Origin of the sequence: Amycolatopsis sp. NPDC058278, from assembly GCF_042881395.1 — a bacterium.
Classification (GTDB): Bacteria; Actinomycetota; Actinomycetes; order Mycobacteriales; family Pseudonocardiaceae; genus Amycolatopsis.
In genome coordinates this window covers 47,761-73,900 of sequence record NZ_JBHVXZ010000046.1, presented here as the reverse complement: position 1 = coordinate 73,900, position 26,140 = coordinate 47,761, and the positions used below count along the sequence as shown (strand labels likewise).

Here is a 26,140-nt window from a genome sequence, read left to right as displayed (position 1 = left end):
GTCATCCAACCCGGACACCCAGGCAGCCAGGTCATCATCACTCAGCACAAGATCGATACGCTACACCCTGAGTGTCACGAAGTGCGGCTGGAGTACTAGTTGTTCTGTCCGGGGAGGTTGGTAAGCCGGGTGATGGGCGGCTTTTCTCCGACGGATGAGTGGGGTCGGTGGACTCTCCTATGTCTCGTCAACCCCGGATCGGTGTATCAGTGGCGGCGTTGAGGTGGCGGTAGATCTGCCGGGCGAGGTAGCGCTTGAGGCAGCGGCGGATCTCTTTGGTGGTGCGCCCGTCCGCGCGTCGGTGTTCGACGTATTCGCGTGTCCTGGGGTCGTGGATCATGCGGGTGGTTATGGCCATGTGCAGGGCCTGGTTCACGCGTCGGTCTCCGCCACGTGGCTGGGGAGCGGCCTGAACCGGGCCATGGACACCATGTTCGGCGGCAATGTCGGCTGGCTCGACCTGCAGCAGGCCTTCGCGCAGGACTTCTCGTCCAGCAACTGTCTCTACTTGGTGTTCAGGCTCCTCGACAACGTGGAGAACGACATGAAGGCGGAGGCCAAGAAGATCTGGGCGGAGTTCCGGGACGAACTCCAGCGCCAGGCCGCCGTCCCACCGCGGGCCGCCGGACCGGCGGCCAGGGTCGGCACGCTCGACCCCGTGGCCCCGGCGGGCCCGGACGAGCGGTTCGAGAAGTGGCAGAACTTCGGCGACGTGCTGTGGGCCCGGTGGAAGGCGAGCCGATCGCCGGGCGGTGGGAAGGCGACCTGACCGCCGGCGATTGCTCCCACCGGCTGACGCACGTACTTGGACGCCCCCCTCGCGGCACTTGTCCGCGGGAAGTGTGCTTCCAGAGTCCGGGGGGACGACGTGCCGCACTTGCGCATCCACTTCACCGACGCCGATCTCGCGCGGACGCGGCTGAAACTGGAAGCCGACCTGATGTGGGAGGTCGTCGGCAGCGTTCAGGCTCTGCAGTACGCCGCCGGCGGGTTGTCCTTCGGTTCGTGGCGGCGGCGCGTGCGCGAACGGGTCGGCGAGGACGGCTGCCTGCGGGCGGCCGTGCATTCCCTGGTGACGGTGGCGCCGCACGCCTCGTACTTCCCGGACTTCCTGACGCCGTCCGCCGCGGTGCCCGACATCGGGACCGGTGCCGAACTGGTCCTGGCGACGCCGCGGCGTCGCTTGCGGGCCGAGATCCGGCGGCTGCGGCCGGCCGGCGGGGCGGCGAAGACTTGGCTCGAGGAGCTGGCTGACGGGAAGGCGGCCGCGTTGCGGCACCTCGAGCGGGCGCTGCGCGTGTACTTCCGGTGCCTGGTCGAGCCGCACCTGGACGTGATCGAGCAGGCCCTGCGCATCGGGTGTGCCGCCGGAGTCCAGCGCTACCTGCACGCCGGGCCCGAAGGACTGCTGGGGTGGCTCGGCCCCGCCACCCGCTGGGGGCCACCGGTGCTCACCGTCGACTACCCGATCGACCGCGACCTGTTCCTGGCGGGCCGTGGCCTGGTGCTGATCCCCAGCTACTTCGGTGTGCACCACCCGGTGGCGCTGGCGGATCCCCGGTTGCCCCCGGTCCTGGTGGTCCCGCTCCACGCCGGGGCCCGGCTGCTGGCCGGCCGGCGCGGCGGCGACCACGTGAGCGCGCTGCTCGGCGCCACCCGGGCCACGATCCTGCGGTCGGCCGTCACCGGCTGCACCACCACCCGGCTGGCGAGACAGGCCGGCGTCGCTCCGGCGACCGTCAGCCACCACACGAACGTCCTGCGCGAGGCGGGACTCATCACCACCGACCGGCACGAAAACCTGGCCACCCACCTCATCACGCCGCTGGGGCTCGCGGTGCTCGGCCCGGGCGGCGGCTGACCCGGCCCCGCAGCCGTTCGTGTGCGCTGGGTAACCGGTCTGGACCAGTACGGTCCCCGCGTGCAGCATTGGTCTTGACCACTGGCAACGCTCCGTGGTGACGCTTCCCTAATTGGTCTGGACCACGTAACGTTTGCGCAAACGGCGCAAAACACCGCCTTGGTCCCCGCCGGCGGTGTCGGTGTCCGCCGTCCTGCACCTGGCTCAAAGGAGAGCGATGTCCAGAAAGAGATGGCACCTCCTCGGTCTCTTCACCGCGGTCGGCGCGATCGCGGTCGGCCTCGTCACCGTGCCGGCGAGCGCCGCCGGTGGCGTCGGCGCCACCTTCAGCAAGGGCTCCGACTGGGGCACCGGGTACGAGGGCAAGTACACGATCAACAACGGCTCCGGCTCGACGCTGCCGAGCTGGACGGTCGAGTTCGACCTGCCGTCCGGCGCGAAGATCGGGTCGCTGTGGGACGGCAGCTACACCGCGTCCGGTCAGCACGTCACCGTCAAGAACACCTGGAACGGCAACGTCGGCAACGGCGGCAGTGCCAGCTTCGGCTTCAACGTCAGCTACTCCGGCACCTACTCGGCCCCGGCGAACTGCAAGCTGAACGGCGGCTCCTGCGACGCCGGCGGCGGCACCCCGACCACCACGCCGACGACGCCGACGCAGCCGACCACCACCCCGACGACGCCGACCACTCCGCCGACGACGACCACGCCGCCCCCGCCGGGCGGCCTGAAGAACGTCGGCTACTTCGTGCAGTGGGGCGTCTACGGGCGCAACTACCACGTCAAGAACATCGAGACGTCGGGCTCGGCGAGCAAGCTGACGCACATCAACTACGCGTTCGGCAACGTCAAGAACGGCCAGTGCACGGCGAACGACGACCCGTACGCCGACTACCAGAAGACCTACGACGCCGCGGGCAGCGTCGACGGCGTCGCCGACACCTGGGACCAGCCGGTGGCCGGCAACTTCAACCAGCTGCGCAAGCTCAAGAAGCTGCACCCGGGCCTCAAGGTGATCTGGTCGTTCGGCGGCTGGACCTACTCGGGCGGCTTCGGCCAGGCGTCGCAGAACGCGGCCGCGTTCGCGCAGTCCTGCTACAACCTGCTCAAGGACCCGCGCTGGGCGGACATCTGGGACGGCATCGACATCGACTGGGAGTACCCCAACTCCTGCGGCCTTTCCTGTGACACCAGCGGGGCCGCGGCCTACAAGAACCTGATGGGCGCGCTGCGGGCAAAGTTCGGCTCGTCGTTCCTCATCACCTCGGCGATCACCGCCGACGGCAGCAACGGCGGGAAGCTCGACGTCGCCGACTACGGCGGCGCCGCGCAGTACGTCGACTGGTACAACGTGATGACCTACGACTACTTCGGCGCCTGGGCGGCGCAGGGTCCGACGGCCCCGCACTCGCCGTTGACCAACTTCAGCGGCATCCCCACGCCGGGCTTCTACTCCGACGCGGCGATCCAGAAGCTGAAGAGCAAGGGCGTCCCGGCGGGCAAGCTGCTGCTGGGCATCGGGTTCTACGGCCGCGGCTGGACCGGCGTCACGCAGGACGCCCCGGGCGGCACCGCGACCGGTCCCGCGCCGGGCACGTACGAGCAGGGCATCGAGGACTACAAGGTCCTCAAGAACACCTGCCCGTCGACCGGCACCTTCGCGGGCACCGCGTACGCGAAGTGCGGCAGCAACTGGTGGAGCTACGACACCCCCGCGACCATCAACGGGAAGATGTCCTACGCCAAGCAGCAGGGTCTCGGCGGCGCCTTCTTCTGGGAGCTGACCGGTGACACCACGGGCGGCGAGCTCATCACCGCGATGAAGAACGGCCTGTCATGAGGCGCCGGTGGTTGCCCGCACTCGGGCTGGCGGCCGCGGCCGCCACGATCGGCGCGATGTTCGTGATCGCCCCGGCGAACGCGGCGGGCGGCGTGTCCGCGACCTTCTCGAAGGGCTCCGACTGGGGCACCGGGTACGAGGGCAAGTACACGATCGCCAACGGCTCGGGCTCGACGCTCGCCACCTGGACCGTCGAGTTCGACCTGCCTTCGGGCGCGAAGATCTCGTCGCTGTGGGACGGCAGCTACACGGCGTCCGGCCAGCACGTCACGGTGAAGAACACGTGGAACGGCAACGTCGCCAACGGCGGTAGTGCCAGCTTCGGCTTCAACGTGGCGTACTCCGGTTCGTACGTCGCGCCGTCGAACTGCAAGCTCAACGGTGGGTCGTGTGCGGCCGGGGGCACACCCCCCACGACCACGACGCCTCCTACGACGACGACCCCGCCGACCACCACGACACCGCCTCCGCCGGGTGGCCGCGGCGCGCCGTACCTGTACCTGGGCTGGGGCAGCCCGCCGAACCCGCAGACGGTGATGAACGCGACCGGGATCAAGTGGTTCACCATGGCGTTCATCAACGCCAGTGGTGGCTGCAACCCGGCGTGGGACAGCAGCCGTCCGCTCTCCGGTAGCGCCGACGCCACCGCCATTTCGCAGATCAAGGCAGCGGGCGGCCAGGTCGTCCCGTCGTTCGGCGGCTGGAGCGGCAACAAGCTCGGCCCGAACTGCTCGACGCCGGCCGCGCTGGCCGGGGCGTACCAGCAGGTGATCAACGCCTACGGGCTGAAGGCGATCGACATCGACATCGAGAACTCCGACGAGTTCGAGAACGAGGCCGTGCAGGACCGCATCCTGGGCGCGCTGAAGATCGTCAAGCAGAACAACCCGGGGATCCAGACGATCCTGACGTTCGGCACGTCGACGACCGGCCCGAACTACTACGGGAACCGGCTCATCGACCAGTCGAAGGCCCTGGGCGCGAACGTGGACGTGTTCACGATCATGCCGTTCGACTTCGGCGGCGGCGCGAACATGTACAACAGCACGGTCAGCGCGGCGAACGGCTTGCGGGACAAGCTGAAGTCGACGTTCGGCTGGTCCGACGCCACGGCGTACGCCCACCTCGGCATCTCGGGCATGAACGGCCTGTCCGACCAGCAGGAGCTGACCGATCTGTCGACGTGGACCCAGATCACCAACTGGGCCAAGTCGAACAAGATCGCCCGCCTGGCGTTCTGGTCGGTCAACCGCGACCGCGGCTGCCCAGGCGGCGGCGTGCAGTCGACCTGCAGCGGCATCGCCCAGAACGACTGGGACTTCACGAAGGTGACAGCGGGCTTCTGACGCTGTCGTGAAACGGCCTCCTTGCCGGCTCCCCGGGCCGGCAAGGAGGCCTTCGTGGTTTTCACGGAACGCGGGCTTCGGTCCAGGCCCGGTCGAGGATCTCGGCCACCGTTTCGCCGGGTGTCTGCTCCGAGGTGTCGAGCCACAGCCCCCACCTCGGCGTTTCCTCACGCAGCCTTTTGTCCAGCAGCGTGATCGTCCACTCGTCGTACGCGTTTTTCGAGCGGGCTCGCTCCCGCTCGGCCACCGCCTCCGGCCGCGGTGCCAGGACCACCACGAGCAGCGGCCGGTGGGTGATGAGGTCGACGATCTGCGCGAGGTGCTCGCCGAGGATCACGTCTTGAGCCACCACCGTGAAGCCTTCTCCGGCGTACTCGTCGCACGCGACCGCCGTCAGCCGGTGTCGCAGCCGCAGCTGGCGCAGCGCTTCCGGCGATGGCGAAGGCGTCATCTCCGCACGGCCGCCGACCACCATGCGGCGGAAGACGTCCCCGCGGATGTGCACCGACCGCGGCAGCCGCTCGGCGAGCAGCTGCGCGATCGTCGACTTCCCGGCCGCCTGGATGCCCGTGACGAGCACGACCGCCGGGTCGCTCAAAGCAGCTTCACCGCGTCGCCGATCGCCTGGTCCAAAATAGACAGACCCAGCGAAATCTCCTCTTCGGACGCCGTCAGCGGCGGCGCGATCCGGAACACCCCGCCCATTCCCGGCAGCTGCACGATGTTCATGTGCAGCCCCAGTTCGAGACACCGCTGCGTGACCCGCGCGCCCAGCTCGTCCGAACTCCGCTTGGTCTCGCGGTCCACCACCAGTTCCAGCCCGGCCAGCAGGCCGCGGCCACGGATGTCGCCGACCACCTCGTGGCCGGCGGCGATCTCCTCCAGACCCCGGCGCAGCGACGAGCCCAGCGAACGCGCCCGCTCGTCGAGGCGGTCGCGGGTCAGGACGTCCAGCACCGTGTTGCCGACCGCCGCCGGGAGCGGGTCCGACACGTGCGTTGTGAAGAACAGGAACCCGCGGTCGTGCGCCTCCTGCTCGATGGCGGCGCTCGTCAGCACCGCGGCCAGCGGCAGGCCGGCGCCGAGCGTCTTCGACAGCGTCAGGATGTCGGGGACGATGCCGTCGCGCTCGAACGCGTACCAGTTCCCCGTGCGGCACAACCCCGTCTGGGCTTCGTCGAGGATCAGCAGCATCCCGCGCTCACGGCACTTCTCGGCCAGCGCGGCGAAGTAGCCCGGCGGCGGCTCGATGATGCCGCCCGAACTCAGGATCGGCTCGACCAGGCACGCGGCCAGGCTGCCGACCGACTGCGCGTCGATCAGCTCGAACCCGAAGTCCAGCTGGCGACGCCAATCGAGCGAACCGGACGCGTCGGTGAAGTCCGGGCGGTACGCGTTCGGCGCCGGGATGGCGAAGTTGCCCGGCGCGGCCGGCCCGTAACCGCGACGGCCCGCGCTGTACGTCGCGCTCGCCGCCGCCTGCGTCATCCCGTGCCAGGAGCGGGCGAACGAGACGATCTCGTGCTTGCCGGTGACGAGCTTGGCCATCCGGACGGCCGCCTCGTTCGACTCGGCGCCCGTGGTCAGCAGCAGCGCCTTTTCCAGCGGCGCCGGCAGCGTCTCGGCGAGCCGCCGGGCCAGGTCGACGACCGGGCGGCTCAGCATGCCGCTGAACAGGTGGTCGAGCTTCCCCACCTGCCGCCGGACGGTCTCGACGATCTCCGGGTGCGCGTGCCCGAGGATCGCGCTCATCTGGCCGGACGTGAAGTCGAGGATCCGGCGGCCGTCCTCGGTGAAGAGGAAACTGCCTTCGGCGTGGTCGATGATCTCGCGGGTGAAGGCGCCGCCGTAACGCACGAGGTGCCGGTCGACGTCGGCCCAGAAGGATTCAGCCATGGGGTGACGGTAAGTCCGCGTCGAGCGACACGTCCATCTCACAATTCCGGCTTTCTTGTTCGGTTTTGCCGAACAACAATGGCGGAATGCTGAACCCGTGGCGCCTGCGGCTGCTGAGCCGCCTCGACACCCTGGGCACGGTCCGCGCGGTGGCGCAGGACGCCAACCTGAGCGCGTCGAGCGTGTCGCAGCAGCTGGCCGTGCTCGAAGCCGAAACCCGCACCCAGCTGCTGGAACGCACCGGCCGCCGGGTCCGGCTCACGCCGGCCGGGTTGATGCTGGCCCGGCGGGCGCGGGTGATCCTCGACCACATGGACACGGTCGAGGCGGAGCTGCGCAGCCTCGGCGAGGAGCCGGCCGGCCTGGTCCGGCTCGGGGCGTTCCAGAGCGCGATCCACACCCTGGCCGTCCCGGCGGTGACCCGGCTGGCCCACCCGCACCTCGAGGTCCAGCTGCTGGAGCTGGAGCCGCACGAGAGCATCCCGGCCCTGCGCGGCGGCGACGCCGACGTCATCATCACCACGACCGACTTCGTCGAGCTCCCGCTCGGCCCCGACCTCGACATCGTCCCGCTGGCCACGGACCCGATCGTGCTGGTGACGCCGCCGGAGGGACCCCGCGGTCCGGCGGTCCTCTCGGCGTACGCGGACGCGCCGTGGGCGCTGGACATGCCGCAGTCGTACATGGCGAACCTGACGCTGCGCCTGTGCCGCGAATCGGGCTTCGAGCCACGGGTGGTGTGCCGCTTCAGCAACTACCTGATGACGCTGCAGCACGTCGAAGCCGGCTTGTCGATCGCGCTGCTGCCCGGGCTGGCGGTCGACCGCCGGTACCGCGTCTCCACGCGCGAGCTGGCGACCCCGGTGACCCGCACGATCGCGGCGGTCGTCCGCCGGGGGACGCCGTTGCGCGCGGGAGTGAACGTGGTGCTGGACGCGCTGAGGCAGCCGCCGGACCTGCCGGAGTGGGTCACACTTCGGTCTTCTCCCTGACCGGCAGTTCCGGGCTCGCGCCCCACGCCAGTTCGGTGACCACGCGCACCGCGGCCGGAACCGCGGCCCCGACCGCGGGGGGACAGCCCGATCCCGCCGTCGACGCACGCCGGTTCGCAGCCCAGCACCAGGACTCGGCCCGCGTCGCCGCCCAGGAGGCGGAGGAGGCGGACGACCGCGTCGCCGGGCAGGTCGTGCGCGTCGGTCGCCGAGGTGAGGGACAGCGTGCCCGGTGGGCCGCCGTGCGGGGTCGCGTCGAGCAGGATCGTCGTGTCGTAGCCGCCGGTCAGGTCGTACGCCAGGTGGACCGTGGCGATGTCGTAGTCGGCGATCTGCACCCACGGGGGCAGGCCCGCCCGGTCCAGCTCCCTGATCACTTCGACACCGAAGCCGTCGTCGTGCAGGAAGACGTTGCCGATACTCGCGACCAGGACACGTGGCCTCATTGCGCAACCTCCGGGGGTGCGCCCTCAGGCTAGAACTGTGAATTGGATCACACAATAGTCAGTGCTGATGCTCCCGCTCATCCTGCACCGTTTCGGCCCGAGCAAGCCACAGTTCGGCCTCGTGGGCGGCACCCCGTGCCCGCAGCATGCGCGCCAGGCTGAGCATGCCCTGGACGTCCCCGACCTCGGCGGCGCGGCGGAACCACTGCTCGGCGACCGCCAGGTCCTCGCGGTGCTCGGCGAGGTGGCCGAGGTTGGTGAGCGCCGGGATGCTGCCGTGCTCGGCGGCCTTGCGGTACCAGGCGGCGGCTTCGCCCTCGTCGCCGCGGTTGCGGGCCAGCACGCCGAGGTTGGTCATCGCCGCCGGGTCGCCGCGCTCGGCGGCGTCGAGGTACCAGGTCTCGGCCTCTTCGACGTCGCCGCGGCGGTGCAGCAGCAGCCCGAGGCGGGTGATCGCCTCGACGTGGCCGCCGCTCGCGCCCCGGCGATACCACGATTCGGCGTCGCCCGGCCGGCCGAGCCGTTCGGCCTGCCTGCCGAGCTGGCAAGTGGCCGCCAGGTCGCCCGCCTGCACGGCGGACCGCCACCAGCGGGCCGCCTCGGCGGCCTGGCCGCGGTCGCGCAGCACGACGCCCAGGTCGATCATCGCGCCGGTGAAGCCCGCTTCGGCGGCCTGGCGCAGCCACGACTCCGCCTCTTCGCCCTTCCCGTCTTCGCGCAGCAGACGCCCCAGCGCGGCCATCGAAGGCAGGTCGCCGGTCCGCGCCGCCTCGCCGTACCAGTGCCGGGCGTCGTCGCGCTTGCCGCGCCGCTCGCAGGACTTGGCGAGGTGCTGCATCCCGTGCGGCTCGCCGGCCAGGGCGGCCTCGTGGTACCAGCGGTCGGCCTCCTCCTGCGCGCCGCGTTCGGCGAGGAGGTGGGCCAGCGCCGTCATCGAGACGCGGTCACCGCCCATGGCGGCCCTGCGGTACCACGACTCGGCCTCGGGCAGCTCTCCGCGCTCGCGCATCGCCGCGCCCATCCGGGCCATGGCGACGACGTTGCCGCCTTCCGCGGCTTTGCGCTGGAAGAACTCGTCGAACTTCTTGAGCCGGCCGGGCATCGGCTGCTCCCTCCGGATGGGTCCTGTTCCGGTAGTCGCAGAAGATCGGCTCCGTGTGACAGCTCCGCCGTGGGTGGGCGACGTCACATTCGCGCCAGGTCATCGTGTCGGCGCGGTTGTCCCACGTCGGCAGAGGTGACACTACGCCGCGCGACCGCGCAGGTGAGAGGAGAAAATCGTGGCGGCCCGGAGCTTTCGCCTGAGCGTGACGCAGCGAACCCTGCTGGTAGTCGCGGTCCTGGCCGTCGCCCTCTTCGGGTACTGGGCGACGAGAGGCGCGGGCGCGGCTCCGCCGACGTCGGGTGCGCCGGTGCCGGTCAGCGCGGCCGACGCGCAGAAGCAGCTCGACGAGCTGACCATCGCCGCGCGGACGTCCATGGACGGCTATTCGCGCGAGAAGTTCCCCCACTGGGACAGCCAGGGGTCCGGCTGCGACACCCGCGAAGTCGTCCTCAAGCGCGACGGCAAGGACGTCCAGACCGACAAGGACTGCAAGCCGACGTCCGGGACGTGGACCAGCGTCTACGACGAAGAGACCTGGACGAAGGCCACCGACCTCGACATCGACCACATGGTCCCGCTCGGGCAGGCGTGGGCGAGCGGCGCGAAGTCGTGGACGACCGAGAAGCGCGAGCAGTTCGCCAACGACTTGATCCGGCCGCAGCTGTTCGCCGTCACCGACAACGTCAACCAGCAGAAGAGCGACAAGGCGCCCGACCAGTGGAAGCCGCCGCTGGTGGCGTTCTGGTGCACCTACGCGACCGACTGGATCGTCGTGAAGCACTACTACGGGCTCACCATCACGCAGGCCGAGAAAACCGCCTTGACCGACATGTTGCGCCGCTGCTGAGCTGGCGCGTGTGACGACTTTCGCGCTGATCCACGGAGGCGGCGGCAGCGGCTGGGACTTCCACCTGCTCATCCCGGAGCTCGAGGCTCGCGGGCACGACGCGGTCGCCCCCGACCTGCCGATCACCGACTCCACGGCCGGGCTGGCCGAGTTCACCGAGACGGTGCTGGCCGCGCTGGGCGACCGCACGGACGTTGCCGTCGTCGGTCATTCGTACGGCGGGTTCACCGCGCCGCTTGTCGCGGCGAAGGCCCGGGCGCGGTTGCTGGTGTACCTGGCCGGGATGATCCCGGCGCCGGGGGAGCAGCCGGGACAGTGGTGGGGCAACACGGGCTTCGCGTCGCCGAAGGGCCTGACCGAGACCGAGCAGTTCTTCAACGGTGTCCCGGCGGAGCTCGCCGAGGCGTGCCAGGCGCACGGGCGCGAGCAGGTCAGCAAGGAGTGGGACGAGCCGTGGCCGCTGCCGGCCCATCCGGAGGTTCCGACTCGCGTGCTCCTGGCCAGCGAAGACCGGTTCTTCGTCCCGGACTTCCAGCGGCGGGTGGCGCGCGAACGCCTCGGGATCGAGCCGGACGAGCTCGACGGCCCGCACTGCGTGCCGCTCAGCCACCCGGGCGCGCTGGCCGACCGGCTGGTGAGCTACCTCTGACTGGGCCGATCGGCGGTTAAAGGTCTAGACCTATTGACTGTGTGGTCCAGGCCATTTACGGTCTTGACCAGCGGCGAACCCGCTGTGCGTCACCTCCACCCGGTCCCCACCACGGAGGTTTCATGCGCTTCGCCCCCGTCCTCGCGCTGGCGGCCCTCGTCGGCAGCCTCCTCGTCGCCCCCACCGCCTCGGCCGCGACGCTGCCCGCGTGCCAGCACTTCTACACCGGCCCGATCCCCGACCGCCCGGTCACCGGCGGGCACGGCCCCGGCACGCTCGTCGGCGCGGCCGACGTCGGCAACCGCCTGCCCGCGCCCGGTTCGGTCAGCGGGGGACTGGGGACCGACGGCAAGGTCGGTTTCACGTTCGCCAGGGTCGCCGGCGCGAAGGCCTACCGGGCTTTCCGCAACGGTCAAGCCCTGCAGTGGATCAGCGACTGGGGTCAGCCGACGCTCACGGTGACCGACGCGAGCCCCTGCCAGAACGCGAACTACCAGCTGTACGCGATGACGGCGGAGGACAACTCCCCGGGCTCGCTCGGCCAGATCTCGACCGCCTACCGCCTCGACGCCGCGAACCGGCTCGCGGCCTACCGCCTCCCCGCCGGCACCACGCTGAACTACCGCGTCACGGCGTACAACGACGTCGCCCAGACCGCGCTCGGCTACCAGGCCGGGCCGGGCTTCTGCGCCGTCGACGCCCGGCTCGTCCCGTGGGGCACGCGGTTCTCCGTGCCCGGCTACGGCGAGTGCTACGCGGCCGACATCGGCAGCTGGATCAAAGACGACATCGTCGACGTCTGGCTGCCCGGCGCCCAGGCCGACGCCTGGGGCATCCAGCGGCTCACCCTCACCGTCCGGTAAGCCAACCCGCGCGGGGCAGAGCCCCGGATGGCACGGGCTTTCGCTGGTGGTCACCAGCGGTCGAGGTGCAGGACCTCCTCGAGCGGCTGCCGCGCCGCCGGCTTGAACGTCTCGCCCGTGTAGAACGCGGTCGGGATCAACGCGGCCTGGTGCACGTTCTTCGGCAGTTCCAGCACCTCCGCCGCCTCCTGCTCGTACTTCAGGTGCAGCGTCGTCCACGCCGTGCCCAGGGTCACCGAGCGGGCCGCCAGCATGTAGCTCCACGCCGCCGGCAGCAGCGACGCCCACAGCCCCGCCTGGTTGCCGGCGGGCAGTTCCGAGGACGGCGTCTCCAGGCAGGGGACCACCAGCACCGGGACGTCACCCATCCGGTCGGCCAGGTACGCGACGCTGTCGCCGACGCGCTGCTGCACCTGGGCCCGTGCCGGGTCGTCCGCGAACAGCTTGCCGGCGGCGGCCGGGGACTCGAGGTACTCGTGGCACGCCCGGCGGTAGATCGCCCCGAGCGCGGCCCGCTGGCCCGCGTCGGTGACGACCAGCCACTGCCACCGCTGCGTGTTCGAGCCGCTCGGCGCCTGGAGTGCGACCTGAACGCAGTGCTTGACCAGGTCGAGCGGCACCGGGCGCTCGAAGTCGAGCCGCTTGCGGACGGTCCTGGTGGTGGTCAGGAGCTCTTCGGGCGTCATCATCGGCCCATCATGCCGGGCCTACCAGCGGTCGTGCACCAGCGGCCGGATGAGCTCGTCGTAGGTTTCGCGGACGCCGGCGGCCGCCTCGGCGGACAGCGGCGGTAGTGCGGCCGCCGCGGTGTTCGCCTGCGCCTGCCCGGCGTTGCGGGCGCCCGGGATCACCGTGCTGACGCCCGGCTGGTCGATGATCCAGCGCAGCGCGAACTGGGCGAGCGTCTGGCCGGACGGCACGAGCCCGCGCAGCCGTTCGACGGCCTCCAGCCCGACCTCGTACGGCACGCCGGAGAACGTCTCGCCGACGTCGAACGCGTCACCGTGGCGGTTGTAGTTGCGGTGGTCGTTCTCGGCGAAGGTCGTCTGCGCGGTGTAGCGCCCGGACAGCAGGCCGGAGGCCAGCGGCACCCGCGCGATGATCCCGGCGCCCGCCTCGGCCGCCGCGGGCAGCACCCGCTCCAGCGGCTTGAGCCGCAGGCAGTTGAGGATGATCTGCACCGAGGCGACGTTCGGCCGCGCCAGCGCCGTCAGCGCCTCTTCGCACGTCTCGACGCTCACGCCGTACGCCTTGATCCGGCCTTCGGCGACCATGGCGTCGAGCGCGTCGTACACCGCGTCGGAGGAGTACACCGGTGTCGGCGGGCAGTGCAGCTGGACCAGGTCGAGCGTGTCCACGCCGAGGTTGCGGCGCGACCGGTCGTTCCACTCGCGGAAGTTCGCGGCCACGTAGTTCTCGGGTACCTGCTCGACCCGGCGGCCCATCTTGGTCGCCACGAAGACGTCCCCGCGCTCGGCGAGGAACCGGCCGACCAGCCGCTCGCTGCGGCCGTCGCCGTAGACGTCGGCGGTGTCGAAGAAGGTGACACCGTTGTCGGCCGCCGCGTGCAGCACGCCCAGCGCGTCGTTCTCGTCGACCTCGCCCCAGTCCGCCCCGAGCTGCCAGCAGCCGAGCCCGACGACGGACACCTCGCGGCCCAGACGGGCGATCTTCCGGTTCTCCATGTCGCGATCCAAGCACACGACCGGCGCCTATGATCGGCCGTCATGGCCATGACGGGTGATCCGGAGCGGCGGGGTCCGGAGGGGCTCGGGACCCGGATGCGGCACATCCTCGAGATCCTCGACGGCGACGTCGCGCGGTTCCTGGCCGACATCGGTCTCGACGGCTACCGGCCGCGGTACTCGCCGGTGGTGCGAGCACTGCTCCTGCGGGGCCCGCTGGCCATCCGCGACCTCGCCGAAGAGATGCGCGTGACGCACTCGGCGGCCAGCCAGACCGTCGCGCAGATGCACCGGGCCGGGTTCGTCAGCCTCGAGCCGGGCGCCGACGCCCGGCAGCGGATCGTGTCGCTCACCGCCCGGACGCGCGAACTGCTGCCGCTGATCGAGGCGGAGTGGACGGCGACGACCGAAGCGATGGAGGCGCTGGAAGCCGAGCTGCCGTACTCGTTGCGCGCCCTGCTGGACGCCATCGCCGAGGCCCTGGAGCGCAAGCCGTTCCGGCAGCGGATCAGCGAGAGCGGCGCCGCGCGCGAGCTGCGGTGATCAGACGTCCGGCAGCTGGAAGATCGCCCAGACGTACTTGCCGCCGGGGCAGCGTTCGAACCCCCAGTCCAGCGACAGCGCCTGGACCAGGACGAGCCCGCGGCTGCGGGCCTCGGCCGGGGACGGCGCCCGCAGCTCGGGCAGCATCCGGCCGGTGTCGTGCACCCGCAGCGTCAGCCGCCCGTCGGCGCACTCCAGCTCGAGCCGCTGGGGCCGTTCGCCGTGCTCGAAGGCGTTGGTGACCAGCTCCGAGGTCGCCAGCAGGACGTCGGCGCACTGCCGCTCCTGCAGGCCGAGCCGGAGCAGCGCCGCCCGGACCTCGTGCCGGGCCAGCGCCGGCGCCGTGACGTCGGCCGGGAGGAGCACCCTCAGCGGGGCGACGGCCGCGGCGGTGCACGGCGGCGTCTTCGACCTCGTCATCCGGTCCCCCTCCCAGTGAGTTCGGTACCGCCCGGCAAGTACCCAAGCGGCTGAGCGGCTAATCAGGTGCCGTCGGCCAGCTCGGATTCGTCCAGGCCGGACCGCAGTTTCTTCAGCGTCGCGGCCAGCAGCCGCGACACCTGCATCTGGGACACCCCGACGCGGCGGGCGATGTCCGACTGGCTCATCCCCGAGCCGAACCGCAGCGCGACGATCTTGCGCTCCCGCTCCGGCAGGCTCTCCAGCATCGGGCGCAGCGCCTCGCGCAGCTCGGCTTGGCCGAGCTCGGCGTCCGGCGCCCCGAAGCGCGTGTGCGCCGCGTTCTCCAGCAGGTGGTCCAGCGAGGCGCCGTAGCGGCCTTGGCCGGCGCGGAGGCCCTCGTAGACGTCCTCGATGGGCACCCCGAGCCGGGCGGCGATCTCACTCGGCTTCGGGGCGCGCGAGAGCTGCACGGTGAGCTCTTCGCGCGCGGCGGAGATGTTCGCGTTCAGCTCCTTGAGCCGCCGCGGCACCCGCACCGACCAGCTGTTGTCCCGGAAGTGGTGCCGCAGCTCGCCGGAGATGGTGGGCACGGCGAACGCCAGGAAGTCCGTCCCTTGCGCGGGGTCGAACCGGTCGACGGCGTGGATGAGCCCGACCGTGGCGATCTGGACCAGGTCCTCCATCGCCTCGTCGCGGTTGCGGAACTTCCGGGCCAGGTTCCGCGCCAGCTCCAGGTGCGCGCGCACGAGGGTGTCGCGGATGCGTTCGCGCTCGGGCGAGTCCTTCGGGAGGGCAGCGAGGTGGGTGAACAGCGCGCCGACGTCCAGGTCGCTCCCGCTGCTCCCGGCGGGATCGCTCACGAGTCCGTCGCCTGGCTTTCCCGGACGAGGTCCACCCGGGACAGGTAGCGGCCGTTCTCCGGGGTGATCGTGCGCTCGGCCGTCGTCGCGAGGGCGGTCAGCAGCTGCCACGACAGGCCGGCGTCGTCCTCGTGCTCGGCGCTGTCGGCCAGCACCGACACGGAGACCTCGATGCGCGGCCCGCTCCAGGAGAAGACGCACGTGAGCCGTCCGTCCGAGCTGGCGGGGAGCAGCAGCGAGCAGGCCTCGTCCACCGCCATCCGGAGGTCCTCGACGGCGTCGAGGTCGAAGTCCTGACGCATCGCGATGTCGGCCACGATGGTCCGCAGGGTGGGCACGACGTGCGGGATCGCGGCTGTCCGCACCTCGATCACCTGCGCGCCTTCCGGGACGAGCGGGGCGTTGTCCTCCACGTTTGTTCCTTTCTCCGCACTCGCGCTGCCGGGGATCGGCGGTGTCTGCCACGCCCGGTCAGCGAGATGCCCGTGGTGTGAGCAAACCAAACCCGGGTTTGATCCGCTCCACCGGCGGGCATGTAGCGCTCGACACGGGAGATCCTGGGAAAGGCGGGGACGACATGGCTGACGTGAGCCGGCTGCCCAACGTGGTTGCTGAAGAGTGGGAATGGCAGCTGCACGGCTCGTGCCGGGGTGCGGACAGCAGCCTTTTCTTCCACACGGACAACGAGCGGGGTTCGGCGCGGGAGCGGCGGGAGGCGCGGGCGAAGGCCATCTGCCAGGCCTGCCCCGTCCTGGCCCAATGCCGCAAGCACGCGATGACCGTACAGGAGCCGTACGGCATCTGGGGCGGCCTCGGGGAGATCGAACGGCGGCAGCTCTTCCTGCGCCAGCGCAGGGCGGCGCGGAAGACCATGAGTGCGCACTGAGCAGAGCGCTGAGCAGGCAGGATTTGATCGCCGGTGAGCAGTACACGCGAAAGGGCGGCGGCCGTGGCGGGCGCGGTCGCTTCCTGGGTTAGGGTTGGCCCCGGAGTTGCCTTGACCGTGCCCGGCGCGAGCTTGGGAAGGCACGGTGACACGGTTGCCGCTTGAGACAACAGGCGCGTACCCGGCGCAGGAGCAGCGCCTGACGAGGAGAAACTGCATGCCCGCAGCCGACCAGAACGCCACCCCGCCCGGGTTCGGCATCACGCTGGACACCGACGCGACGGAACCCAGGGTGGTGGTCACCGGCGAGCTCGACCTGCTGACCAGTCCGCAGCTGCAAGAAGCCCTCGCAGGGCTGATCGCGGACAAGCGCGCGCAGCGGGTCGTGGCCGATCTGACCGGGGTGACCTTCTTCGATTCCTCCGCGCTGAACGTGGTGCTCCGTGCACAACGCCAGGCCGGCGAGCAGGACGTCGAACTCGCGGTCGTTCCCAGCCCCGCGGTGAGCCGCGTGATCGAGCTCACCGGCGTGGCCGAACACCTGAGCGTGTCGGAGGACCCCCAAAGCTGACCGCCCGCTACGGTTCCGCGGACTGGTTCCGCGGATCCTGGGGGCGGCACGATGATGGGGCGGACGCATGCCCTGACCGGCTGGTGCGCGGGCTTGGCCCTGGCGCCCGCGGTGGGGGCGGGTTCGGTGCACCAGGCGGTCGTCTTCGCGGCGACCACGGCGGGCTTCGCCCTGCTGCCGGACCTCGACCACCCCGGAGCGAGCGCGTCCCGCCTCCTCGGCTGGCTGACGGGTGCGTTGTCGTGGCTGCTGCGCCGCGTCTCGGCGGGTTTCTACGCGCTGACGAAGGGCCCGCGCGACGAGAAGGTATCCGGCAAGCACCGCCACCTGTCCCACACCGTCTTGTTCGCGGCCGGCCTGGGCCTGCTGACGTCGTGGGGCACCACCGAAGGCGGCCCCTGGGCCGTGGTGGGCGTGGTCGTCTTCGGGCTGATGCTGGCCGAAGGCGCCCTGGGCGACTGGCTCCTTCCGGTGAGCGGAGCCGCGGTGGCGTGGTGGTTCTTCACGGCTCCCCCCGATCGGGCGGGTGAACTGGCGTCCATTACGGGCTGGCTCGGCATCGCGGTCGCGGCCGGGTGCCTGACCCACTGCCTGGGTGACGCGTTGACGGAAGCCGGGTGCCCGTTCCTGTTCCCGATCCCGATCGCCGGCGAGACGTGGTACGAGATCCGGCCGCCGAAGGTGCTGCGCTTCCGGACCGGCAAGAAGGTCGAGAAGCGGCTGATCTTCCCGGTGTTCGCGCTGCTCGGGGTGTTGCTGGTGCCGGGGGTCTGGGAGCACACGGTGAGCACCTTCGAGCGCCTGTTCATCCCGCCGTCGAGCCAGCAGGCGACCACGCCTTGATCCGCTCGGCCTGCAAAAACGGGTCCTCGGCAAATCTGTGGACAACACAGGCCGATGTGGACTACTCCACGGGTTGCGGCGATTCCGCCTTGACAACCCGCTCGGCCGAAGACCTTTCGAGCTTGGCCGCCGCCGAAGTGTCCGGGTAGTCGCGGTACGCCGTGATCTCGCCGTTCGAGACCGTCACGATCCCCACCGACGACGGGAACTCGACTCCCGGGCCGGAGACCACCAGCTCCACCACGAAACCCAAGCCCGAGTCCGCGAACGTAGTCGTGACCTGTGCCTTCGTCAGGCCGGCCGCGCGGGCCCGGACACCGCCGGCCGTCAACGTCGCCACCACCGCGTCGCGGCCTTCGATCCGCTGCCCCAGGAACGGCACCTCGTACACCGCGTCGGCGGCGAAGAGCGCGGCGAACGGAGCGACGTCCAAGGTGGACAGCCCCGAGCGGACCAAAGCGGCGATCTCGGACACGGTGCGCGGCATCGGAATTCTCCTGGAAGACTGGGCGTTGAATCGGAACGGTGGGCCCGCTTAGGACGATACGGAGTTTTCGCTCCGGTTGTCAACGAGGAGACGTGATGGAGAAGATGCGCGCCGACGCGCGGCGCAACCGGGCCAAGGTGCTGGCCGCCGCCGAAGAGGCCTTCGCGCTCGACGGGCTCGCCGTGCCGCTCGATGACATCGCCCGGCTCGCCGGGGTCGGGGCCGGCACCGTCTACCGGCACTTCCCCAGCAAGGAAGCCTTGTTCCAGGCCGTCGTCCTCGAGCGGATCCAGCAGTTCGCCGAGGAAGCCCGCGCGCTCGCCACCGCCGAAGACCCCGGCGAAGTCTTCGTCGACTACTTCGTCCGCGTCATCAAGCAGGCGTCACTCAACCGGGCGATCTGCGACGCCCTGGCCGAGTCCGGCGGGCACGCCTTCAAGGCCGGTGCCGGCGACGAGTTCCGCGCCGCTTTCGCCGAACTGCTCGCTCGCGCACAGGCCGCCGGCGCGGTCCGCCCCGACATCGACGGCGACGACCTGCGCGCGCTCATCGTCGGCTGCCTCGCCGTCGAGCGGTACGCGCCGGGGAGCGCGCACCTGGTCCGGGTGGTCATCGACGGTCTGCGGGCGTCAGGTCACGCAGCTTCCGCAGCGGCGACCACACCATGATCGCCGCCGAGGCCAGCACCCCGGCCGCGGCGATGTGCAGCGTGGCCCGCATGCCGATCGTGCCGGCCAGCGTGCCGCCGAGCAGGCTGCCGAGCGGCACGACGCCGAACACCAGCGTCTGCGAGATGGCGTTGACCCGGCCCAGCAGCTCCGGCGGCGTGACGGCCTGCTGGAAGCTCACACCGAAGACGCTCAGCACGATCACGCTGTAGCTGGTGAAGAAGCCGGCGAGGACGTAGCAGGCGAGCGCCCAGCCGCGGCCGGTGAACGGGTAGAGCTGGTACGCCAGGCCGAACAGCACCGCCGCACCCCCGAGAGCGCGCGCCTGGCCGATCCGTTCGCCGAGCCACCGCGCGGTGAACCCGGCGGTGACGGCGCCGGTCAGCGACGCCGTGCCGAGCACCCCGATCACCCAGGGCGAGAGCCCGAGGTCGCGGGCGAGGAAGACGATCACGATCGCCAGGTGGGCCGACTGGAAGAAGCTCGACACCGCGCCGTGGGCGCTGATCGCCAGCAGGACGCGGTCGCCGCGGACCAGCCGCAGCCCTTCGCCGATCTCGCGCAGCAACCGCCGCTCCCGCGGTTCGGGCCGCACGTCGGGCTTCTCGATCCTGCGCAGCCAGAGGGCCGACCACAGGTAGCTGACGGCGTCGACGGCCAGCGCCGTCGCGACGCCGAGCGCCTGGACGATCACCCCGGCGAGGCCGGGACCCGCGACCGCCGCCATCGACCGGTTCGTCTGCAGCCGCGCGTTGGCTTCCGGCAGCTGCCCGTGCGCCACCAGCCGCGGGACATAGGTCTGGTGGGCGACGTCGAAGAAGACGCTGAGCACGCCGACGGCGAGAACCACGGCGAGCAGCTGTGCCATGCCGAGCACGCCGAACAGCGCGGCGACCGGGACCGAGGCGATCAGCACGGCCCGCCCGGCGTCCGCGGCGATGAGCACCGGGCGGTGGCGGATCCGGTCGCACCAGGCGCCGACCTGCAGCCCGAGCACCAAGTACGGCAGCGTTTGCGCGGTCCGCAGCAGGGAGACCTCGAAGACCGGCGCGCCGAGCGCGGTGACCGCGAGCAACGGCACCGCCAAGACGTCGATCCGGCTGCCCACCTGGCTCGCGAGGTCGGCGAGCCAGAGGCGCCGGAAGTCCGGGTTCCCCAGTACCCCCATCGTTCCAAGCTGGCACATGCGCGGGTTCGGCGCAAGAAAGTTGAGTCTTATCCGCTCTAGGTGCACATCGGGTAACACGACGTAAGATCAACGCGAGTTAGTCCTCGTACCTGCGCTGCGCGTGGCGAGGGGGTGCCCGGATGAGTGGCCGACCTACCTGGGGCTCCGCCGCGGTCACTGGCCTCGCGGGCTTCGCCACCGGATTGCTGGTGGCCGCCATGCTCGTTGCCGGGCGGCCGGCCCCGCGCACCGCCGAGACCCCCGATCCGCCGCCGACCAGGACCGTTTCCGCGGTGCCCGTCACGGTCACCGAGTCCGCGCCGCCCGCCACCGTCACCTCGGTCGAGACGCCGCCGGCGACGACCACCACCAGCGTCGTCGAGGTCACCGTGCCGCCGGCGACCTCGGCCGGCTCCCTCACGCCGACCTCGACATCGCCCGCCTTGCCGCTGACCTCCATCTGGCGCGACTGACCGTGCAACCCGGCGGCCGCCGGCACCGTCTGGTCGGCATGCGTTGCGCACTGGGGTTCGTGGTGTTCGCCGCCGTGACGGCCGGTTGTGCCGGGCCGGAGCGCGCCTGCACGGCGATCGGCGTTCCGGTCGGCATCAGCCTGTCGATCCCGTCGCCGAACGGCATCTCGAAAGCGACGCTCGAAGCCTGCTGGCGCGGCCGGTGCGTCACCGACGAGGTCGGCCTCCACCCGGAGACGTCGGCGGGCGCGACGACCTGCACGGGTACCGGCCCGGACAGCTCGTGCGGCACGTCGATGGTCCCGACCGGCGGGCTCCACGGCTTCGCGACCATCCCGGGGCTGCCCGCCGAACCAGTCAAGGTCACCGTCCGGTTCGACGACGGGAAACCGCACACCCTCGAGGTGACGCCGTCCTTCGCCGAGCCGAACGGGCCCGGCTGCGGGAAGGACGGGCCGCAGGCGCAGCTCGTGGCCGGTCCCGGCCACGAGCTGCGGGTGCGTTAGCCGACGTCCCGGCGTTTCCAGCCGGCCAGACCGGCCACCGAGGCGACCACGGCGACCGCCAGGAGCCACAGGAGCGGCGTCGCGGTGAACGCCTGGCCGGGGATCTTCGGCGGGTGCTGGAACGGCGAGACGTCCAGCACCGCCTGCGGCAGGTCGAGGACCGGGCCGAACAGGCTCAGCAGCAGCGCCAGCGCACCGACGGCCCACGCCGCGGCCGAAAAGCCCGGCCGCAACCCGAAGATCGCCACCGCGAGCGCGACCACCACCCAGGCCGCGGGCAGCTGGACCAGCATCCCGGCGAGGGTGTCCGCGAGCGAGCCGCCGACGTCGCCGGTCCGCAGCCCGTTGGCCAGGCCCATGAACACGCCGCCGGACAGCAGCAGCGCCGCCGTGCCGAAGAAGGCGAACACCAGGTGGCTGCCCGCCCAGCGCAGTCGGCCGACGCTGGTGGCCAGCACCGGCTCGAGCCGGATCGCGGTCTCCTCGCCGCGCATCCGCAGCACCGCCTGGACGCCGTACAGCGACGCCACCATGGCGAACATCCCGGCCATCGCGGCGAGGAACGCCTGCGTCAGCGCGTGGCTGCCGCCCAGCCGCGCCATGATCTGCTGCGCCTGCGGGCTGGAGCCGACGAGGCCGCCGATGCCGCTGGCGATCGAGCCGAACACCGCACCGACCACGGCCGTGCCGATCACCCAGCCGAGCAGCGGGCCGCGGTGCAGCCGCCAGGCGAGCGCGAGCGGTGACCGCAGGCTCGCCGCGGCGCGAGCGGGACCCGGGCGCGGCGGGAGGAAGCCGACGCCGACGTCGCGGCGGGGCAGCAGCCAGTACCCGATGGCGCCGACGACCAGCGTGAAGACCATCGGCAGCAGGAGCACCCACCAGCGTTCCCCGGCGAACGCCCGGACCTGCTGCACCCAGCCGATCGGCGACAGCCACGACAGCCAGCGGGCGTCCACAGTGGAGTCCCCGGCGCCGCGCAGCAGGAACGCGGCGCCGACCACGGCGGTCCCGATGCCGTTGGCGGTCCGGGAGTACTCGGCCAGCTGGACGGCGACCGCCGCGACCGCGGTGAACACCAGCCCCACGAGTGCTTCCGACGCGCCGAACGCGAGCGAACCGGCCGCGGGCAGGCCGGCGCCGATCATCGTGACCACCTGGACCAGCCCGGTCAGCACGCTCGCGCCGCCGGCCACCAGCAGCGACGCTGTCAGCGCCGCGTACCGGCCGACCACCGCGGACGCGAGCAGCTCCGCACGTCCGGTGTCCTCCTCGGCGCGGGTGTGCCGGGTGACCGTGAAGACGACCATCAGCCCGGTGAGCAGCGCCAGGAACCCGCACATGCGCCAGGCGATGAACCCGCCGGCCGTGGTCAGGTCGAACGGCGGGCCGTAGAGCAGCGCGTAGGACGGGTTGGCGTTCGCGCCCGCCTGGAGGGCGAGCCGGTCGGCGACGGTCGGGTAGAACTGCGTGAAGGTGCTGACCGTGCTCGCCGGGACGACGCTGAGCAGCACGATCCAGATCGGCAGGATCACGCGGTCGCGGCGCAGCGCGAGCCGGGTGAGGTGCCAGGTTCCGGCCAGTTCGTCGGCGGGCGCCACCACGGCCGGGCGTTCGAGCGTCGCGGTCATTTCGCGCTCGCTTCGGTCGTGTAGTGGCGCAGGAACAGCTCTTCCAGCGTCGGCGGCTGGCTGACCAGGCTGCGCACGCCGACCTCGGTCAGCCGGCGCAGGGCTTCGTCGAGCGAGCGCGTCTCGACGTCGAAGCGCACGCGGTTGCCCTCGACCTTGAGGTCGTGGATGTTCGCCAGCTTCGTGAGCCCGTTCGGCGGCCCGGCGAGCTCGGCGGTGATCGACGTCCGGGTCAGGTGACGCAGCTCGGCCAGCGTGCCGGACTCGACGGTGCGGCCGTTGCGGATGATGCTGACCTTGTCGCACAGCGCCTCGACCTCGGCGAGGATGTGGCTGGAGAGCAGCACGGTCCGGCCCTGCTCGCGTTCCTCCTGGATGGCGTACTGGAACGTCGCCTCCATCAGCGGGTCGAGGCCGGACGTCGGCTCGTCGAGGATCAGCAGGTCGACCCGGGAGGCGAGGGCGGCGACGATGGCGACCTTCTGCCGGTTGCCCTTCGAGTACGTCCGCCCCTTCTTCTTCGGGTCGAGGTCGAAGCGCTCGACGAGCTCGGCTCGGCGCTTCTCGTCCAGGCCGCCGCGCAGGCGTCCGAGCAGGTCGATCACCTCGCCGCCGGAGAGGTTGGGCCAGAGGTTGACGTCGCCGGGCACGTAGGCGAGGCGGCGGTGCAGGCTCGCGGCGTCCTTCCAGGGGTCGCCGCCGAGCAGCCGGACGTCCCCCGAATCCGCGTGGAGCAGGCCGAGCAGGACCCGGACGGTGGTCGACTTCCCGGCGCCGTTCGGGCCCAGGAAGCCGTGCACCTCCCCCGCGGGTACCTGCAGGTCGAGGCCGTCGAGGGCCTTGGTCCGGCCGAACGACTTGTGCAGGCCGGTGACCGAAATGGCGTTTTCCATGCTTCGGAAGCTACACTCGCTTCATGAAGTTGTGAAGTTAAGAAAATGTCTAGATCGAGTGATCATGCGGGAGGGGTACGGGAGGATGGGCCGATGACGACGCCTGACACGAAGCGAGATGAAGACGCCGTCCGCCGGTACGTCGAGAGCCTCGGGCTCGTGCTTTCGCAGATCGGCATGCAACGCATGCCCGCGCGGGTGTTCGCCGCGCTGATGACCACCGACGAAGGCCGGCTGACCGCCGCCGACCTCGCCTCGCAGCTGCAGGTGAGCCCGGCCGCCGTCTCCGGCGCGGTGCGCTACCTCGAGCAGATCGGCCTGGTCGCCAAGGAACGCGAGCCCGGCGAGCGCCGTGACCACTACCGCCTCTACGACGACCTCTGGTACGCCACGTTCATGAAGCGCGACCGCATGATCATCATGTGGCGCGACGCGGCCGAGAACGGCGTCAGCGCCCTGGGTGAGGACACCCCCTCGGGCAAGCGGCTCGCCGAGATGCGGGACTTCCTGTCGTTCATGCTCGAGGAGCTCAACGGCATGTACGAGCGCTGGCACAAGCTCCGCGAAGAGAAGAACGCCTAGAGCCCGGCGAGCAGGACGTCCGCGAGCCGCTCGGCCTGGTCGGCCGGCTCGGTCTCCTCGAAGGTGGCCAGGAAGGCCTGCTGGAAGCACGCGCCCAGCAGCAGGGCCGCGGCCGCCTCGACGTCGGTGTCCGCCTTGATCCGGCCCAGTGCCCGCTCGGCCCGCAGGTAGTCCGCGACCCCCGTTACGGGCAGGCGGGGACCGTGCCCGCGCAACCTCTCCCGATGTGAACGCAGCAGTTCCCGTGACGAGAACATGGAGACGGCGATCGGGAAGCTGTCGACGTAGAACGCCAGGCCGAGCCGGGCCACGCGGACGAGGTTGTCCCGCAGCGGGGCCTGCCCGGGGTCCTCGGTCAGCTCGGCCAGGGTGGCGCCCAGTGCGGGCAGCTCTTCGGCCAGCACGCTGCGGAACAGGTCGGTCTTGTCGCGGAAGTGCTTGTAGAGCATCGCCTCCGAGTAGCCCGCGGTCCGCGCGATGACCTTCGTCGTCGCGTGGGCGTAGCCCTGCTCGCGCATCACCTTCGCGGCCGCGGCGACGATCTCTTCGCGGCTTCCCATAACGGCTCCCTGAGTGCGTTCTCAGCCTGGTTAGTGAACACTCACCCTACCTGGTGAGTGTTCACTAACCGAAGAGGAGACACCATGAAGATCACCGTTCTGGGGGCGACCGGCGGCGTCGGCGGGGAGGTCGTCAAGCAGGCACTGGACCGCGGCTGGGACGTCACGGCCGTGGTCCGCGACGCCGCCCGGCTGAAGCTGCCGGCCGAGGTCGTCGTCGCGGGCCTGCACGAACGGGAGAAGCTGGCGGCCGCCGTCGAAGGCCGCGACGCGGTCATTTCCGCGGTCGGCTCCCGCGACCGCGGGCCGACCACGGTCTGCGTGGACGGCGCCCGCGCCGTGATCGAGGCCGGGGCGAAGCGGCTGCTGGTCGTCAGCGCCAGCGGCATGCACACCGAGGGGGACGGCTTCTTCACGCGCTCGCTCGTGAAGCCGCTGCTCAACACCTTCCTCAAGCACGGCTGGGCGGACATGCTCGCGATGGAGGCCGTCGTCGAGGCCACCGACCTGGACTGGACGATCGTCCGCCCGCCGATGCTGCTGAACGGGCCGCGCACGGGCAAGGTCGCGAGCCGGCTCGACGGCAACGTCCGCACGTTCACCATCCGGCGCGCCGACGTCGCCGCGTACCTGCTCGACGCCGTGGCGGACCCCACGCTGATCAGGCGGAAGGTTTCGATCGCCCACGGCTAGCCGCCGCCTTCCTCCCCACCGCCGCCCTCAACGGAGGCGCTGCGCGCCGCTGTTCTAATTCCGGGCATGGTGCTCCTCGCTCAAGCGGTCTACGTCAAGCGCAAGACCCCGCGGCTCCCCGGCGCGGCCGGCCCCACCGAAGGTCTCGTCCCGGGCAACGGCGAACCCTTCCGCCTGGCCGTCCTCGGCGAATCCACAGTGGACGGGGTCGGCGCGGCGGACCACGAGGAAGCGCTCACCGGCTGCCTCGCCCGCGAGCTGGCCCGCGACGGCCGGGCGGTGCGCTGGCAGGCGGTCGGCCGGACCGGCGCCAACGCCCGGGTGGTCCGCGCCGAGCTCGTTCCCGTGGTCCGCCCGGCCGACCTGGTGGTGATCGCCCTCGGCGTCAACGACACCATCGAGCTCCGGACCGCCGCGGGCTACCGCCGTGACCTCCTGCGCCTGGTGCTCGACCTGCGCCGGCGGCTCGGCCCGGTCGACGTCCTGCTGGCCGGGGTGCCGCCGATGGCCCGCTTCCCCGCCCTGCCGCGCCCGCTGCGTGACGTCCTTTCGGCGCGGTCCGCCGCCCTCGACCGGGCGGCCGCGACCCTCGGCCGCCTCCCCGGCGTCCGGCACCTCCCGATGGATCCCGCCCTGCTCGACCCCGCCGCCTTCGCGAGCGACCGCTTTCACCCGGGGCCCGCCGGCTACGCCCGCTGGGCCGGGACGCTGGCACGCGCCGTGATCAGTTAGCCGCTCTGCGTCGATTCTCAAAAAAATTCGCCGGTTCCGGTATCTGGGGGTGCCCCCACTGCGTCCTGTGGAGCAGCCAAGTACGGAGGAACACGACAGGGGGTGTCGCGTT

General features: G+C 71.2%; 32 protein-coding genes and 1 pseudogene. 18 read left to right on the top strand and 15 right to left on the bottom strand.

The genetic code is table 11. The features are described from left to right. Positions 1 to 187: 187 nt before the first annotated feature. On the bottom strand, positions 188 to 376 hold the full coding sequence (locus tag ACFVYA_RS24275; RefSeq protein ID WP_387048120.1) for a hypothetical protein: 189 nt from the start codon (positions 374 to 376) through the stop codon (positions 188 to 190). A 45-nt stretch (positions 377 to 421) separates the two neighbouring features. Here ACFVYA_RS24275 and ACFVYA_RS24270 point away from each other — a divergent pair, with 45 nt between their 5' ends. The 4 genes from ACFVYA_RS24270 (at position 422) to ACFVYA_RS24255 (ending at position 5,047) form a co-directional block, all read left to right on the top strand. Continuing rightward, positions 422 to 769 carry a hypothetical protein gene (locus ACFVYA_RS24270; protein ID WP_387048118.1) on the top strand — a complete coding sequence of 116 codons (348 nt, stop codon included), beginning with the start codon at positions 422 to 424 and terminating at the stop codon, positions 767 to 769. Positions 770 to 868: 99 nt separating this feature from the next. Next, positions 869 to 1,861 carry an ArsR/SmtB family transcription factor gene (locus ACFVYA_RS24265; RefSeq protein ID WP_387048116.1) on the top strand — a complete coding sequence of 331 codons (993 nt, stop codon included), beginning with the start codon at positions 869 to 871 and terminating at the stop codon, positions 1,859 to 1,861. Positions 1,862 to 2,078: 217 nt separating this feature from the next. Beyond that, positions 2,079 to 3,701, top strand: coding sequence for a glycosyl hydrolase family 18 protein (locus ACFVYA_RS24260; protein WP_387048115.1), 1,623 nt, complete (start codon positions 2,079 to 2,081; stop codon positions 3,699 to 3,701). Then, positions 3,698 to 5,047, top strand: coding sequence for a cellulose binding domain-containing protein (locus ACFVYA_RS24255; protein WP_387048113.1), 1,350 nt, complete (start codon positions 3,698 to 3,700; stop codon positions 5,045 to 5,047). The genes ACFVYA_RS24260 and ACFVYA_RS24255 overlap by 4 nt, the downstream gene beginning before the upstream one ends. Before the next feature lie 61 nt (positions 5,048 to 5,108). Here ACFVYA_RS24255 and ACFVYA_RS24250 read toward each other — a convergent pair whose 3' ends face one another. Then, positions 5,109 to 5,645: an AAA family ATPase gene (locus tag ACFVYA_RS24250; RefSeq protein ID WP_387048111.1), complete on the bottom strand. Its 537-nt coding sequence runs from the start codon at positions 5,643 to 5,645 to the stop codon at positions 5,109 to 5,111. After that, positions 5,642 to 6,943, bottom strand: a complete 1,302-nt coding sequence (locus ACFVYA_RS24245) for an aspartate aminotransferase family protein (protein ID WP_387048110.1) — start codon at positions 6,941 to 6,943, stop codon at positions 5,642 to 5,644. The genes ACFVYA_RS24250 and ACFVYA_RS24245 overlap by 4 nt, the downstream gene beginning before the upstream one ends. Before the next feature lie 86 nt (positions 6,944 to 7,029). Here ACFVYA_RS24245 and ACFVYA_RS24240 point away from each other — a divergent pair, with 86 nt between their 5' ends. Beyond that, a complete protein-coding gene (locus tag ACFVYA_RS24240) occupies positions 7,030 to 7,935 on the top strand; it encodes a LysR family transcriptional regulator (RefSeq protein ID WP_387048108.1) in 906 nt (301 codons plus the stop codon). On the opposite strand, the pseudogene ACFVYA_RS24235 reads toward ACFVYA_RS24240, so the two are convergent. Together ACFVYA_RS24235 and ACFVYA_RS24230 are read right to left on the bottom strand one after the other, a co-directional pair. Then, positions 7,913 to 8,381, bottom strand: a pseudogene (locus ACFVYA_RS24235) (hydrogenase maturation protease). The gene ACFVYA_RS24240 and the pseudogene ACFVYA_RS24235 overlap by 23 nt on opposite strands. A 58-nt stretch (positions 8,382 to 8,439) precedes the next feature. Further along, on the bottom strand, positions 8,440 to 9,483 hold the full coding sequence (locus tag ACFVYA_RS24230; protein ID WP_387048107.1) for a tetratricopeptide repeat protein: 1,044 nt from the start codon (positions 9,481 to 9,483) through the stop codon (positions 8,440 to 8,442). A gap of 178 nt (positions 9,484 to 9,661) precedes the next feature. Here ACFVYA_RS24230 and ACFVYA_RS24225 point away from each other — a divergent pair, with 178 nt between their 5' ends. The 3 genes from ACFVYA_RS24225 to ACFVYA_RS24215 all read left to right on the top strand — a co-directional run bounded on the left by ACFVYA_RS24225 (position 9,662) and on the right by ACFVYA_RS24215 (position 11,845). Continuing rightward, entirely contained in the window at positions 9,662 to 10,333 is a 672-nt protein-coding gene (locus ACFVYA_RS24225; RefSeq protein ID WP_387048105.1) for an HNH endonuclease family protein, read from the top strand. Between the two features lie 10 nt (positions 10,334 to 10,343). After that, positions 10,344 to 10,982, top strand: coding sequence for an alpha/beta fold hydrolase (locus tag ACFVYA_RS24220; RefSeq protein ID WP_387048104.1), 639 nt, complete (start codon positions 10,344 to 10,346; stop codon positions 10,980 to 10,982). A 122-nt stretch (positions 10,983 to 11,104) separates the two neighbouring features. Beyond that, a complete protein-coding gene (locus ACFVYA_RS24215; protein ID WP_387048103.1) occupies positions 11,105 to 11,845 on the top strand; it encodes a 3D domain-containing protein in 741 nt (246 codons plus the stop codon). 50 nt (positions 11,846 to 11,895) lie between these two features. Here ACFVYA_RS24215 and ACFVYA_RS24210 read toward each other — a convergent pair whose 3' ends face one another. Together ACFVYA_RS24210 and ACFVYA_RS24205 are read right to left on the bottom strand one after the other, a co-directional pair. Beyond that, positions 11,896 to 12,534 carry a nitroreductase family protein gene (locus ACFVYA_RS24210; RefSeq protein ID WP_285987754.1) on the bottom strand — a complete coding sequence of 213 codons (639 nt, stop codon included), beginning with the start codon at positions 12,532 to 12,534 and terminating at the stop codon, positions 11,896 to 11,898. An 18-nt stretch (positions 12,535 to 12,552) separates the two neighbouring features. Next, on the bottom strand, positions 12,553 to 13,530 hold the full coding sequence (locus tag ACFVYA_RS24205) for an aldo/keto reductase (protein ID WP_387048101.1): 978 nt from the start codon (positions 13,528 to 13,530) through the stop codon (positions 12,553 to 12,555). 42 nt (positions 13,531 to 13,572) lie between these two features. On the opposite strand from ACFVYA_RS24205, the gene ACFVYA_RS24200 reads away from it, so the two are divergent. Continuing rightward, positions 13,573 to 14,073 (top strand): MarR family winged helix-turn-helix transcriptional regulator, encoded by a 501-nt coding sequence (locus ACFVYA_RS24200; RefSeq protein WP_387048100.1) that lies wholly within the window; start codon positions 13,573 to 13,575, stop codon positions 14,071 to 14,073. Here the strand turns inward: ACFVYA_RS24200 and ACFVYA_RS24195 are convergent, their stop codons facing one another. The 3 genes from ACFVYA_RS24195 to ACFVYA_RS24185 form a co-directional block, all read right to left on the bottom strand. Beyond that, positions 14,074 to 14,493, bottom strand: a complete 420-nt coding sequence (locus tag ACFVYA_RS24195) for an ATP-binding protein (RefSeq protein WP_387048099.1) — start codon at positions 14,491 to 14,493, stop codon at positions 14,074 to 14,076. It abuts the gene before it with no gap. 62 nt (positions 14,494 to 14,555) lie between these two features. Next, positions 14,556 to 15,335, bottom strand: coding sequence for a SigB/SigF/SigG family RNA polymerase sigma factor (locus ACFVYA_RS24190; RefSeq protein ID WP_285987758.1), 780 nt, complete (start codon positions 15,333 to 15,335; stop codon positions 14,556 to 14,558). Continuing rightward, on the bottom strand, positions 15,332 to 15,748 hold the full coding sequence (locus ACFVYA_RS24185; RefSeq protein WP_285987759.1) for an anti-sigma factor: 417 nt from the start codon (positions 15,746 to 15,748) through the stop codon (positions 15,332 to 15,334). The genes ACFVYA_RS24190 and ACFVYA_RS24185 overlap by 4 nt, the downstream gene beginning before the upstream one ends. Positions 15,749 to 15,912: 164 nt before the next feature. On the opposite strand from ACFVYA_RS24185, the gene ACFVYA_RS24180 reads away from it, so the two are divergent. The 3 genes from ACFVYA_RS24180 (at position 15,913) to ACFVYA_RS24170 (ending at position 17,635) form a co-directional block, all read left to right on the top strand. Next, on the top strand, positions 15,913 to 16,221 hold the full coding sequence (locus ACFVYA_RS24180) for a WhiB family transcriptional regulator (RefSeq protein WP_103341709.1): 309 nt from the start codon (positions 15,913 to 15,915) through the stop codon (positions 16,219 to 16,221). A gap of 217 nt (positions 16,222 to 16,438) precedes the next feature. After that, positions 16,439 to 16,792 (top strand): STAS domain-containing protein, encoded by a 354-nt coding sequence (locus tag ACFVYA_RS24175; protein ID WP_387048097.1) that lies wholly within the window; start codon positions 16,439 to 16,441, stop codon positions 16,790 to 16,792. Between the two features lie 54 nt (positions 16,793 to 16,846). Further along, a complete protein-coding gene (locus ACFVYA_RS24170) occupies positions 16,847 to 17,635 on the top strand; it encodes a metal-dependent hydrolase (protein ID WP_387048126.1) in 789 nt (262 codons plus the stop codon). A gap of 61 nt (positions 17,636 to 17,696) precedes the next feature. Here the strand turns inward: ACFVYA_RS24170 and ACFVYA_RS24165 are convergent, their stop codons facing one another. Then, complete coding sequence (locus ACFVYA_RS24165) at positions 17,697 to 18,122, bottom strand: nuclear transport factor 2 family protein (RefSeq protein WP_387048095.1); 426 nt, start codon at positions 18,120 to 18,122, stop codon at positions 17,697 to 17,699. A 95-nt stretch (positions 18,123 to 18,217) separates the two neighbouring features. Between ACFVYA_RS24165 and ACFVYA_RS24160 the strand changes: the two genes are divergently transcribed. Next, positions 18,218 to 18,790: a TetR/AcrR family transcriptional regulator gene (locus ACFVYA_RS24160; RefSeq protein WP_387048093.1), complete on the top strand. Its 573-nt coding sequence runs from the start codon at positions 18,218 to 18,220 to the stop codon at positions 18,788 to 18,790. Here the strand turns inward: ACFVYA_RS24160 and ACFVYA_RS24155 are convergent. Further along, on the bottom strand, positions 18,732 to 19,958 hold the full coding sequence (locus ACFVYA_RS24155) for an MFS transporter (RefSeq protein ID WP_387048092.1): 1,227 nt from the start codon (positions 19,956 to 19,958) through the stop codon (positions 18,732 to 18,734). The two genes, ACFVYA_RS24160 and ACFVYA_RS24155, sit on opposite strands and share 59 nt — an antisense overlap. Positions 19,959 to 20,098: 140 nt before the next feature. Here ACFVYA_RS24155 and ACFVYA_RS24150 point away from each other — a divergent pair, with 140 nt between their 5' ends. Next, complete coding sequence (locus ACFVYA_RS24150) at positions 20,099 to 20,431, top strand: hypothetical protein (protein WP_387048090.1); 333 nt, start codon at positions 20,099 to 20,101, stop codon at positions 20,429 to 20,431. A 38-nt stretch (positions 20,432 to 20,469) separates the two neighbouring features. Then, positions 20,470 to 20,937: a hypothetical protein gene (locus tag ACFVYA_RS24145; RefSeq protein WP_387048088.1), complete on the top strand. Its 468-nt coding sequence runs from the start codon at positions 20,470 to 20,472 to the stop codon at positions 20,935 to 20,937. Here ACFVYA_RS24145 and ACFVYA_RS24140 read toward each other — a convergent pair. Continuing rightward, positions 20,934 to 22,568, bottom strand: coding sequence for an ABC transporter permease (locus ACFVYA_RS24140; RefSeq protein ID WP_387048087.1), 1,635 nt, complete (start codon positions 22,566 to 22,568; stop codon positions 20,934 to 20,936). The two genes, ACFVYA_RS24145 and ACFVYA_RS24140, sit on opposite strands and share 4 nt — an antisense overlap. Then, the gene (locus tag ACFVYA_RS24135; protein WP_387048085.1) at positions 22,565 to 23,461 is read right to left on the bottom strand and encodes an ATP-binding cassette domain-containing protein; all 897 of its coding nucleotides are present in this window, start codon (positions 23,459 to 23,461) and stop codon (positions 22,565 to 22,567) included. Before ACFVYA_RS24135 ends, ACFVYA_RS24140 begins: the two co-directional genes overlap by 4 nt. A 93-nt stretch (positions 23,462 to 23,554) precedes the next feature. Between ACFVYA_RS24135 and ACFVYA_RS24130 the strand changes: the two genes are divergently transcribed. Further along, positions 23,555 to 24,043 carry a GbsR/MarR family transcriptional regulator gene (locus ACFVYA_RS24130; protein ID WP_387048083.1) on the top strand — a complete coding sequence of 163 codons (489 nt, stop codon included), beginning with the start codon at positions 23,555 to 23,557 and terminating at the stop codon, positions 24,041 to 24,043. On the opposite strand, the gene ACFVYA_RS24125 is transcribed toward ACFVYA_RS24130, so the two are convergent. Beyond that, positions 24,040 to 24,603 (bottom strand): TetR/AcrR family transcriptional regulator, encoded by a 564-nt coding sequence (locus tag ACFVYA_RS24125; RefSeq protein ID WP_387048082.1) that lies wholly within the window; start codon positions 24,601 to 24,603, stop codon positions 24,040 to 24,042. The genes ACFVYA_RS24130 and ACFVYA_RS24125 overlap by 4 nt on opposite strands. 84 nt (positions 24,604 to 24,687) lie before the next feature. Between ACFVYA_RS24125 and ACFVYA_RS24120 the strand changes: the two genes are divergently transcribed. Next, complete coding sequence (locus ACFVYA_RS24120) at positions 24,688 to 25,296, top strand: NAD(P)-dependent oxidoreductase (RefSeq protein WP_387048080.1); 609 nt, start codon at positions 24,688 to 24,690, stop codon at positions 25,294 to 25,296. A gap of 66 nt (positions 25,297 to 25,362) precedes the next feature. Continuing rightward, on the top strand, positions 25,363 to 26,028 hold the full coding sequence (locus ACFVYA_RS24115) for an SGNH/GDSL hydrolase family protein (protein WP_285987771.1): 666 nt from the start codon (positions 25,363 to 25,365) through the stop codon (positions 26,026 to 26,028). Positions 26,029 to 26,140: the final 112 nt, after the last annotated feature.